At 70.3% G+C, this 10,691-nt stretch carries 11 protein-coding genes; 10 read left to right on the top strand and 1 reads right to left on the bottom strand.

Annotated features, from left to right (window positions below):
- Positions 1-128 precede the first annotated feature (128 nt).
- The 10 genes from clsA to AC3EUJ_RS34050 all read left to right on the top strand — a co-directional run bounded on the left by clsA (position 129) and on the right by AC3EUJ_RS34050 (position 10,316).
- Positions 129-737 (top strand): cardiolipin synthase ClsA, encoded by a 609-nt coding sequence (gene clsA, locus AC3EUJ_RS34095; protein ID WP_026250929.1) that lies wholly within the window; start codon positions 129-131, stop codon positions 735-737.
- A gap of 141 nt (positions 738-878) precedes the next feature.
- Positions 879-3,374 (top strand): sugar phosphate nucleotidyltransferase, encoded by a 2,496-nt coding sequence (locus tag AC3EUJ_RS34090; protein ID WP_431968355.1) that lies wholly within the window; start codon positions 879-881, stop codon positions 3,372-3,374.
- A gap of 104 nt (positions 3,375-3,478) precedes the next feature.
- Entirely contained in the window at positions 3,479-4,420 is a 942-nt protein-coding gene (locus AC3EUJ_RS34085) for a DUF881 domain-containing protein (RefSeq protein ID WP_431968353.1), read from the top strand.
- The gene (locus AC3EUJ_RS34080) at positions 4,417-4,749 is read left to right on the top strand and encodes a small basic family protein (RefSeq protein WP_003984969.1); all 333 of its coding nucleotides are present in this window, start codon (positions 4,417-4,419) and stop codon (positions 4,747-4,749) included. The genes AC3EUJ_RS34085 and AC3EUJ_RS34080 overlap by 4 nt, the downstream gene beginning before the upstream one ends.
- Before the next feature lie 7 nt (positions 4,750-4,756).
- Entirely contained in the window at positions 4,757-5,698 is a 942-nt protein-coding gene (locus tag AC3EUJ_RS34075; protein WP_431968351.1) for a DUF881 domain-containing protein, read from the top strand.
- 111 nt (positions 5,699-5,809) lie between these two features.
- On the top strand, positions 5,810-6,631 hold the full coding sequence (locus tag AC3EUJ_RS34070) for an FHA domain-containing protein (RefSeq protein ID WP_431968361.1): 822 nt from the start codon (positions 5,810-5,812) through the stop codon (positions 6,629-6,631).
- A 19-nt stretch (positions 6,632-6,650) separates the two neighbouring features.
- Entirely contained in the window at positions 6,651-7,400 is a 750-nt protein-coding gene (gene ftsR, locus AC3EUJ_RS34065) for a transcriptional regulator FtsR (protein WP_431968349.1), read from the top strand.
- A gap of 88 nt (positions 7,401-7,488) precedes the next feature.
- The gene (locus AC3EUJ_RS34060; protein ID WP_431968347.1) at positions 7,489-7,962 is read left to right on the top strand and encodes a bifunctional nuclease family protein; all 474 of its coding nucleotides are present in this window, start codon (positions 7,489-7,491) and stop codon (positions 7,960-7,962) included.
- Positions 7,963-8,106: 144 nt separating this feature from the next.
- Positions 8,107-8,778 (top strand): MerR family transcriptional regulator, encoded by a 672-nt coding sequence (locus AC3EUJ_RS34055; protein ID WP_431968345.1) that lies wholly within the window; start codon positions 8,107-8,109, stop codon positions 8,776-8,778.
- A gap of 83 nt (positions 8,779-8,861) precedes the next feature.
- Entirely contained in the window at positions 8,862-10,316 is a 1,455-nt protein-coding gene (locus tag AC3EUJ_RS34050) for a DNA polymerase IV (RefSeq protein WP_431968359.1), read from the top strand.
- Here AC3EUJ_RS34050 and AC3EUJ_RS34045 read toward each other — a convergent pair.
- Positions 10,229-10,609, bottom strand: coding sequence for a PRC-barrel domain-containing protein (locus AC3EUJ_RS34045; RefSeq protein WP_431968343.1), 381 nt, complete (start codon positions 10,607-10,609; stop codon positions 10,229-10,231). The genes AC3EUJ_RS34050 and AC3EUJ_RS34045 overlap by 88 nt on opposite strands.
- Positions 10,610-10,691: the final 82 nt, after the last annotated feature.

The following is a 10,691-nucleotide window of genomic DNA, read 5'->3' as shown; positions in this document are numbered from 1 at the left end:
ACCGCCGAACAATCTTTAATATGCCCGCCGCCGGAGCCTCATCAGAGGCCCGGCGGCGGGCTTTTTCATGCCCTGATGTAAGGTCGGGTGGAATCATCGGAGCGTACGTTCAACAGGAGGGGCCCCCGGTGGAGGTCCAGGAGACAAGGGTGCAGACGGATCGCGTCTTCACGATCCCCAACATCCTGAGCATGGCACGGCTGTTGGGCGTGCCCGTGTTCCTGTGGCTCATCCTGTGGCCCGAGTTCGGCGGTCCGAAGGTCGACGGCTGGGCGCTGCTCGTGCTCGCCCTGAGCGGCGTCAGCGACTACCTGGACGGGAAGCTCGCGCGCCGCTGGAACCAGATCAGCAGCCTCGGGAGGGTGCTGGATCCGGCCGCGGACCGGCTGTACATCGTGTCCACGATCATCGGCCTCACCTGGCGCGGGATCCTACCCTGGTGGCTGACGGCCATCCTGGTGGCCCGGGACGCCGTCATGGGCGTGATGATCCTGGTCATGCGCCGGCACGGCTGGGGTCCGCCGCAGGTCAACTTCATGGGCAAGGCAGCCACCTTCAACCTCATGTACGCCTTCCCGCTGTTGCTGCTGAGCGACGGCGACGGGTGGCTGAACACGCTCGCTGCTATTTTCGGATGGGCGTTCGCCGGATGGGGTACAACGCTGTATTGGTGGGCAGGGATCCTCTACGTGGTCCAGGTCCGCCGACTCGTCAGGGCGGACGCCACGGCCGATTGAGCCCGCGTGCCCGGTAGGAGAGCCCTCCGGCCGGGTGCCCCGCGCGTGACCGGCGGTCCGGGGGACCGCGACGTTCCGCGTAAGAGAGAGCACGGGTGACGTCGGCAAGACAGTCGTCTCTTTGAGGAGGACGCTTCCGACATGAAGGCCGTCGTGATGGCCGGCGGCGAAGGCACGCGCCTTCGCCCGATGACCTCGAGCATGCCCAAGCCGCTGCTGCCGGTCGTGAATCAGCCGATCATGCAGCACGTGCTCAAGCTGCTCAAGCGGCACGGTCTGACCGAGACCGTGGTGACCGTGCAGTTCCTCGCCTCGCTCGTCAAGAACTACTTCGGCGACGGCGAAGAGCTCGGCATGGACCTCACCTACGCGAACGAGGAGAAGCCACTCGGCACCGCCGGCAGTGTCAAGAACGCCGAGGACGCGCTCAAGGACGATTCGTTCCTGGTGATCTCCGGTGACGCCCTGACCGATTTCGACCTCACCGAGCTGATCAACTTCCACAAGGAGAAGGGCGCGCTGGTCACCGTCTGCCTGACCCGTGTGCCCAACCCCCTGGAGTTCGGCATCACCATCGTCGACGAGGAGGGCAAGGTCGAGCGCTTCCTCGAGAAGCCGACCTGGGGCCAGGTCTTCTCGGACACGGTGAACACCGGCATCTACGTCATGGAGCCCGAGGTCTTCGACTACGTCGAGCCCGACGTCTCCGTGGACTGGTCAGGTGACGTCTTCCCGCAGTTGATGAAGGAAGGCAAGCCCATCTACGGCTACATCGCCGAGGGCTACTGGGAGGACGTCGGCACGCACGAGAGCTACCTCAAGGCGCAGGCGGACGTCCTCGAGGGCAAGGTCGACGTCGACCTCGAGGGCTTCGAGATCTCGCCCGGTGTGTGGGTCGCCGAGGGCGCTGAGGTGCACCCGGACGCGACACTGCGCGGTCCCTTGTACGTCGGTGACTACGCCAAGGTCGAGGCCGGGGCCGAGCTGCGCGAGCACACGGTGATCGGCTCCAACGTCGTCGTGAAGTCCGGCGCCTTCCTGCACAAGGCCGTCGTCCACGACAACGTCTACATCGGGCCGCAGACCAACCTGCGCGGCTGTGTCATCGGCAAGAACACCGACGTCATGCGCGCGGCGCGGATCGACGACGGCGCGGTCATCGGCGACGAGTGCCTGATCGGCGAGGAGTCGATCATCGCGGGCGACGTCCGGGTCTACCCGTTCAAGACCATCGAGGCCGGCGCTTTCGTGAACACCTCGGTCATCTGGGAGTCCAGGGGCCAGGCCAACCTCTTCGGCGCCCGGGGCGTCTCCGGGATCCTGAACGTGGAGATCACCCCAGAACTGGCCGTCCGCCTCGCGGGCGCGTACGCGACGACCCTCAAGAAGGGCGCCACGGTCACCACCGCCCGTGATCACTCCCGCGGTGCCCGTGCCCTGAAGCGTGCGGTGATCTCGGCACTCCAGGCCAGCGCGATCGACGTGCGTGACCTGGAGAACGTGCCGATGCCCGTGGCACGGCAGCAGACCGCGCGCGGCAGCGCCGGCGGCATCATGATCCGGACGAGTCCCGGCATCCCCGACTCGGTCGACATCATGTTCTTCGACGAACGCGGCGCCGACCTGTCGGCGGCGGGGCAGCGCAAGCTGGACCGCGTCTTCGCGCGCCAGGAGTACCGACGTGCGTTCCCCGGTGAGATCGGCGACCTGAACTTCCCGGCGAGCGTCTTCGACTCCTACACTGGCGCGCTGCTGCGGGCCGTGGACACCTCGGGCATCGCCGAGGCCGGGCTCAAGGTGGTGGTCGACGCCGCGAACGGCAGCGCGGGCCTGGTCCTGCCGAGCCTGCTCGGGCGGCTCGGTGTGGACTCGCTGACGATCAACCCCGGCCTCAACGAGGCCAGGCCGACCGAGACCGCGGACGGCCGGCGCTCCGGCCTGGTCCGGCTCGGGGAGATCGTGGCGTCCTCTCGGGCAGCGTTCGGCGTGCGGTTCGACCCGGTCGGCGAGCGGCTGTCGCTGGTGGACGAGCGCGGCAAGATCATCGAGGACGACCGGGCCCTGCTGGTCCTGCTCGACCTGGTCGCCGCCGAGCGCCGCAGCGGCCGGGTGGCGCTGCCCGTGACGACGACACGCATCGCCGAGCAGGTCGCGGCGTACCACGGCACGCAGGTGGAGTGGACGACGACCTCGCCCGACGACCTGACCCGGGTCGGACGACAGGACTCGACCATCTTCGGCGGTGACGGCAAGGGCGGCATCATCGTCCCGGAGTTCAGCAGCGTCTTCGACGGCGCCGCGGCCTTCGTGCGGCTGATCGGCCTGGTGGCCCGTACCCAGCTCACCCTGAGCCAGATCGACGCCCGCATTCCGCGGGCCCACGTCCTCAAGCGGGACCTGGCGACGCCGTGGGCCGTCAAGGGCATGGTCATGCGCCGTGTGGTGGAGGAGGCGGGCGACCGCTCCGTCGACACCACCGACGGCGTGCGTGTCGTCGAGGCGGACGGCCGCTGGGTGATGGTGCTCCCCGACCCGGCGGAGGCGGTCACGCATTTGTGGGCCGAGGGCCCGGACGACGCCTCCGCGCAGGCACTGCTCGACGAGTGGTCGGCGATCGTGGACAGCGCGGGCCGCTGATGCGCTGAGACCCCGCCCCGGCAACGGTGCACGGGCCCCTCCCGACGCGACGAACGGCGCGTCGGGAGGGGCCCGTTCGAGGTCGGTGTCACGGACATGCGACGATGTGCGGCATGTCGCAGCAGCACCCCGATCGGAGCAGCGCCCCTGGGAGGGCCGTGACCCGGCGCCCGGACGCCTCCATGTCGCTGCTGACCAACGTCATGGAGCACAGCCTCGACGACGGATACGCCGAGGCCGCCGCCCGCCGGGGCGCGACCGGTACGTCCCGCCTGCCGGGCACGCTGCGGGGCCGGCTGGTGCTCGCTCTGGGTCTGGTGCTGGCCGCCGTGGTGGTCACCATAGGCGCGGCGCAGACGCAGGTGGCGGCCCCGACACTGGCCAAGGAGCGGCAGAAGCTCATCGACCGCATCCAGTCCGAGACCCGTACCGCCGACGATCTGCAGAAGAGCGTGGACGAACTGCGCGACGACGTGGCGGCCAAGCAGCGGCAGGCGCTCAACGCCCAGGACGGAGAAGCGGAGCGCGTGGCGCTCCTGGCCGGGGCGACACCGGTCACGGGGCCGGGAATCGAGCTCGAGGTCAACGACGCCAAGGAGGCCTCGTCGGGCGGCGGCAGCGATCCGCGTACGACCAGTGACTTCTCCGACACCGGCCGTGTGCGCGACCGGGACATGCAGCGCATCGTCAACGGCCTGTGGGCGTCGGGTGCGGAGGCCATCTCGATCAACGGGCAGCGGCTGACGTCGTTGTCGGCCATCCGTGCCGCGGGTGACGCCATACTGGTCGACAACCGGCCGCTGGTACCGCCCTACAAGATCCTGGCGATCGGGGATCCGCAGAAACTGGGCACGTCCTTCCAGGACAGCGCGGACGGGCAGTACTTGCACGTCCTGCAGGAGAACTACGGGATCCGCGCGCGCGTCTCCGAGAAGGAGAAGCTGGCACTGCCCGCGGCTCCGAGCCTGATCATCCGCTCCGCGACCCCGCTCCCCTCGGGCGGGCCGTCGTCGAGCGCATCCGGAAATGGGAAGGGTACGAATTGATCGCCGTACTGGGCTTGATCGTTGGAGTGGTGGTGGGCCTGGTGGTCCGCCCCGTTGTGCCGACGGTCGTCGAGCCCTACCTCCCGATCGCCGTGGTCGCCGCGCTCGATGCCGTCTTCGGTGGTCTGCGGGCCATGCTCGACGGGATCTTCGACGACAAGGTCTTCGTGGTCTCCTTCCTCTCCAACGTCGTCGTGGCCGCGCTGATCGTCTTCCTGGGCGACAAGCTGGGAGTGGGTGCGCAGCTCTCCACGGGTGTGGTGGTCGTCCTCGGCATCCGCATCTTCTCCAACGCCGCGGCGATCCGCCGCCATGTCTTCCGGGCGTGACAGCACGATGAGCGACGAGAACGACAAGACCCCGGAGCCGCTGGAGCCGCCTGAGCGTCCCGGGCCGCCCGCCGGGGCGGAGCCTCCGGCGCCGGAGCGGCCCGCGGCACGCCCCGAGCCGCCCGCCGCCGCACCGGTGCCGCCGGCCGGGCCGGCGGACGCGGAACCGCCCGCGCACGGTGGTCAGGGGCCGCAGGACACGGGGGAACCTCAGGGCGCGGCGCCCTCCGCGACCGGCCGGGAACGGCTCAAGGCGGGGCTGTGGCCGCCGCGGGTGTCCAGGGCCCAGTTGATCGTCGCGCTCCTGCTGTTCGTGCTGGGCCTGGGCCTGGCCATCCAGGTCCGTTCGACCAGCGACACCAGCGCGCTGCGGGGTGCCCGCCAGGAGGACCTGGTGCGCATCCTGGACGAGCTGGACAACCGCTCGCAGCGGCTCGGCGACGAACGGCGGCGCCTGGAGGAGCAGCGCACGGAGCTGGAGAACAGCTCCGACCAGGCCGAGGAGGCCCGCAAGCAGACCGAGCAGAAGGCCGGGCAGCTCGGGGTGCTGGCCGGGACGGTCGCCGTCGAGGGCCCGGGGATCACGCTGACGATCAACGACCCCCAGAGCGCGGTCGAGGCCGACATGCTGCTCGACGCGCTGCAGGAGCTGCGCGCCGCGGGCGCGGAGGCGATCCAGATCAACGATGTGCGGGTCGTCGCCGACACGTACTTCATCCAGGGGCCGGGCGGCGTGCAGATCGACGGGCACAAGGTGAGCGCCCCCTACCGCTTCAAGGTCATCGGTAATCCACAGGATCTCGAGCCCGCCCTGAACATCCCGGGCGGCGTGGTACAGACTTTGGAGAAGGAGCAGGCCACAGCGGATGTGACGCGATCGGAGAAGATCGTTGTCGACGCCTTGCGGCCGTCGGAGCAGCCTGACTACGCTCAGTCGTCAAGCCGGTGAGGCAGGGGCGAGTGGGGTTTGCGGGGGAGGACAGGAGAATGCGGGGGGTCGCCGCACCGCTGGGGTGGTGCGTGAGAGAAACTGTGTGTTGGTCGTGACTGAGGGTTCGTCCTGCCCCACGGGCGGGTCTGTGTCGTTCAAGGGGAATCGCCCGTGAAGTTGTTCGGTAAGTGGTTCGGCAAGAGTTCGCGTCAGGCTGGTGACAGCCCGACGGCGCGGCACCGCGCCCCGCGGCACGTGCAGGGGGAGGGACCGGGCGAGGAGCGCCCGCTGTTCCGTGACGAGGCCGCTGCTCCGGGTGGTGACATTTCGGGCGGTCATGGTGCGGTTTCTGTTGACCCTGCGGCTGCGGGGCGCATAGGTTTCCAGCAACCATCAGCCTCTAGCACGGGTGGAGGGTCCTTGCCGGTCTGTACGCGGTGCGGGTTCCAGAACGCGGAAGCGAGCCGCTTCTGCTCCAACTGTGGCGCGCCGCTGCGTGCCGGAGTGCCGTCCGAGCGCGCCTCCGAGACCACGTCCACGATCTCCATCTCCGGGATCGAGGCGTACGAGGCCGAGGCGACGGGACAGACCACGCTGCCGGCGCTGTCGCCGGAGGCCCAGGCCGCGGTCGACGCGCTGCCCCCGGGCTCCGCGCTGCTGGTCGTGCGCCGTGGTCCCAACTCGGGGAGCCGCTTCCTCCTGGACGGTGAGCTGACGACGGCCGGCCGCCACCCGGAGAGCGACATCTTCCTCGACGACGTCACCGTCTCGCGGCGTCACGTGGAGTTCCGGCGCGCGCCGGACGGTTCCTTCACGGTCGCCGACGTCGGCAGCCTCAACGGCACCTACGTCAACCGGGAGCGGATCGACTCGGTGACCCTGTCCAGTGGCGACGAGGTGCAGATCGGCAAGTACCGACTGGTCTTCTACGCGAGCCAGTGGGGCGCCTGACCCCCGCGAGGGAAGGTTCATGCTTCGTACACCGTCGGGCGGTGCCGGCAACGGCACCGCCACCGCGGACGACCGGCTGCTGAGCATCGGGGCGGTGCTCAATGAGTTGCGGGAGGAGTTCCCGGAGGTCACCATCTCCAAGATCCGCTTCCTGGAGGCGGAGGGGCTGGTGGAGCCGCAACGCACCCCGTCGGGGTACCGGAAGTTCACCGTCCGGGACGTGGAGCGGCTCGGGCACGTGCTGCGCATGCAGCGCGACCACTATCTTCCGCTGAAAGTGATCCGCGAGCACCTCGACGCCCTCGACCGCGGCGAACCGCTGCCGCTGCCCGTCCCGTCCTCCGCGGAGTCCCGGGAGCTGATCGAGGTCGGCGGCGCGGCGGAGCGGGATGCACCCGCGGCGCTGCGCATCGGCCGGGACGAGTTGCTGGCCGCCACGGGCGCCGAAGCGGGCGAACTCGCCCAGTGGGAGGCGTACGGACTGGTCGAGTCCGGTCCCGACGGTGACTACGACGCCGAAACGGTGAACATCGCCAAGATCGTGGCAGATCTGGGCCGATTCGGGCTCGAACCGCGTCATCTGCGCGCGGTGAAGGCCGCCGCCGATCGTGAGGCCGGTCTGGTGGAGCAGGTGGTCGCGCCCCTGCGCAGGCACCGTAATCCGCAGACCAGGACGCACGCGGAGGCCACCGCGCGCGAGCTGGCGGCGCTGTCGGTGCGGCTGCACGCGGCGCTGGTGCAGTCCGCGCTCAGGGTTCGGCTCTTCTGAGCCGACATGGCCAGGACACGCCCGGCCGGGGACCGGCCGGGCCCGTCCCGACTACCCAAACCGGCCGGGCACGGCCTAGGGTTGCTGTGTGAACGAGCTCGACGTCGTGGGTGTCCGGGTCGAAATGCCCTCCAACCAGCCGATTGTGCTCCTGCGGGAAGTGGGAGGCGACCGCTACCTGCCCATCTGGATCGGGCCGGGGGAGGCCACCGCCATCGCTTTCGCGCAGCAGGGCATGACGCCCGCGCGGCCGCTGACCCATGATCTGTTCAAGGACGTGCTCGAGGCCGTCGGCCAGACGCTGACCGAGGTCCGGATCACGGATCTGCGCGACGGCGTCTTCTACGCCGAGCTGGTGTTCGCCAGTGGCGTGGAGGTGAGCGCCCGTCCCTCGGATGCCATAGCGCTCGCGCTGCGCACCGGAACCCCCATCTTCGGGAGCGACGGTGTGCTCGACGACGCCGGCATCGCCATTCCCGACGAGCAGGAGGACGAGGTCGAGAAGTTCCGCGAGTTCCTCGACCAGATCTCGCCTGAGGACTTCGGTACCAGTAGTCAATGAGGGCCCGCGGAGGCCATTCGTCCAGCCCTACCCCCACCGTGGACACGGGAAACCACCTCTGGGGTTGATATCACTCGGCGTGCCGAGCGTGGCGATCGTTGACGCACCCGGAGTGACTGCCTACCGTCGAGAAGGAAAGTCCCGATGGCACGTGCGCGTGCCCTGAGGGGTGCGAAGGGACGGGAGGTCGGCGTGAGAAGCACCGGCGACGGTACGGCCTTCGGCGGCCCGTATCCGATGCGCGGGGCCTTGGCCCGCAACGCAGCGACGCCCCCCGGAGGGGGTTCGGGCGGCACCTCGGGACAGCAGCCGGAGGGGGCCGGTGAACGGGTCGGCTACCGCGGGCCCACCGCCTGCGCGGCGACCGGCATCACCTACCGCCAGCTCGACTACTGGGCGCGGACCGGGCTCGTGGAGCCGAGCATCCGGCCCGCCTACGGCTCGGGGACGCAGCGGCTGTACAGCTTCCGGGACGTCGTGGTCCTCAAGATCGTCAAGCGGCTCCTCGACACGGGCGTCTCGCTGCAGAACATCCGCACCGCCGTGCAGCACCTGCGCTCCAGCGCGCCCGCCGAGCTCACCCGGATGACGCTGATGAGCGACGGCGCGACGGTGTACGAGTGCACCTCCCCCGACGAGGTCGTCGACCTCCTCCAGGGCGGCCAGGGGATCTTCGGCATCGCCGTGGGCGTGGTGTGGCGGGACGTCGAGGGCGCCCTGTCGCAGCTGCACTCCGAGCGGGTCGACACCGGGGAGACCGTGGTCGGCCACAACCCGGGTGACGAGCTGGCGCGGCGCCGCAACCGCGCGGGCTGAACCGGACGGACCGCGACGCGCCCCACTCCTCCGCCGTACACCTGTACGGCGGATGTCGGACCCATGGTGCAGCATCGGTGACTGTGAGAAGCGCGCCGACCATCCTCCATCTGGACATGGACGCGTTCTTCGCCGCCGTCGAGCAGGCCGCGAAGCCGAGTCTGCGGGGGAAGCCGGTCGTCGTGGGGGGTCTTGGTCCGCGCGGTGTGGTGGCGACCGCGTCGTACGAGGCCCGGGTGCACGGCGTGCACTCGGCGATGGCGATGGCCCACGCGCGCCGGCTGTGCCCGAACGCCGCGTATCTCGTGCCGCGCTTCGCTGTCTACCGGCAGATCAGCGACACCGTCATGGAGCTGCTGTCGCGGCTGTCGCCGCTGGTCGAGCCGCTCAGTCTGGACGAGGCCTTCGTGGACCTGGAGGCGGGCGGGATCGGGGACGACCCGCGCGCGGTGGGGGAGCGGCTGCGGGCGGACATCCGGCGGGCGACCGGGCTCACCGGCTCGGTGGGTCTCGCGGGCTCCAAGCTGCTCGCCAAGATCGCCTCGGAGCAGGCCAAGCCGGACGGGCTGGTGGTCATCGAGCCCGGCACCGAGCGTGAGCTGCTGGCGCCCATGCAGGTGCGCACCCTGCCCGGCGTGGGGCCGGCGACGGCGGAGCACCTGCGGCGGGCGGGCATCGTGACGGTCGGCGAGGTCGTGGAGGCGGGGGAGGCCGAGCTGGTGCGGCTGCTCGGCAAGGCACACGGTGCCCATGTGCACGGGATGGCCCTGGGGATCGACGAGCGGCCCGTGGTCGCGGACCGCGAGAGCAAGTCGGTCTCGGTCGAGGACACCTTCGACGTCGACCTCACCGACCGCGTACGGGTCCGGCTCGAGGTGGACCGGCTGGCCGACCGCTGTGTGCGCAGGCTGCGCTCCGCGGGCCGCTCGGGACGCACCGTCGTGCTGAAGGTACGGCGGTACGACTTCACGACCCTGACCCGTTCGGAGACCCTGCGCGCCCCCACCGACGACCTCACGGTGGTCCGGGAGACCGCGGCGCGGCTGCTGGAGGCCGTGGACATCACCGGCGGTGTCCGGCTGCTCGGGGTCGGTGTCGCGGGGCTCGCCGACTACACGCAGGAGGACCTGTTCGCCCAGGCGGCGGAACGGGTGGAGAGCACGGCGGGCGAGGAGTCCGGCCCGTCCGAGAGGGCGCCGGAGCGGCCCGCGGAGGAAGCCCGCGAAGCCGGGCCGGCCGAGCGGAGGTGGGTGCCGGGCCAGGACGTACGGCACACCCGGTACGGCGCCGGGTGGGTGCAGGGCAGCGGCGTCGGGAGGGTCACCGTCCGCTTCGAGGAACCGGACTCGACGGTGCCGGGCCGGGTGCGCACCTTCGCGGTGACCGACCCGGAGCTGGAGCCGTCCGAGCCGCTCCCGCTGGTGTTACCGGGCCCGCCGGGGCTCCCGCGTCAGCTGTCGCCGGCCAGCGTGCCGAAGTCGCGGTCCGGCGGGGGCTCCGGCACCGGGCCGGACAGGGAAGGCCCGCTCATGCCGTAGTGGTGGTAGAGCTGGAGCTCCTGCTCGGGGGAGAGGTGCCGGCCCACGCCGAAGTCCGGGGCGTCCTTGATCAGTGACTTGTCGAACGGCACGCGCAGCTCTTCCCCGGTGAACTCGCTCGGTTCCAGCGGCACGAACGCGTCGCGGCTGAACAGACCGGTGCGCACCGCGGCCCATTCGGGCTCTCCGGTGGCGTCGTCGAGGTAGACCTCGTCGACCGTCCCGATCTTCATCCCGTTGCGGTCGAAGGCCCGGCGCCCGATGAGGCTGCGCGGATCGATACCGGTCTGCACGGTCCCTCCAACTGGTCGCGATTAATCCTATTTAGGCATGAAAGGTGGCGGCTGTCACATGACCCGTCCCCGGACCGCGCTG

Source organism: Actinacidiphila sp. bgisy160 (genome assembly GCF_057707815.1).
This window is presented reverse-complemented; position numbering and strand designations above follow the sequence as displayed.

Coding starts and splice junctions, on each gene's coding strand:
- AC3EUJ_RS34090 (WP_431968355.1), top strand. CDS start 879: ATGAAGGCCGTCGTGATGGCCGGCGGCGAAGGCACGCGCCTTCGCCCG.
- AC3EUJ_RS34085 (WP_431968353.1), top strand. CDS start 3,479: ATGTGCGGCATGTCGCAGCAGCACCCCGATCGGAGCAGCGCCCCTGGG.
- AC3EUJ_RS34075 (WP_431968351.1), top strand. CDS start 4,757: ATGAGCGACGAGAACGACAAGACCCCGGAGCCGCTGGAGCCGCCTGAG.
- ftsR (WP_431968349.1), top strand. CDS start 6,651: ATGCTTCGTACACCGTCGGGCGGTGCCGGCAACGGCACCGCCACCGCG.
- AC3EUJ_RS34055 (WP_431968345.1), top strand. CDS start 8,107: ATGGCACGTGCGCGTGCCCTGAGGGGTGCGAAGGGACGGGAGGTCGGC.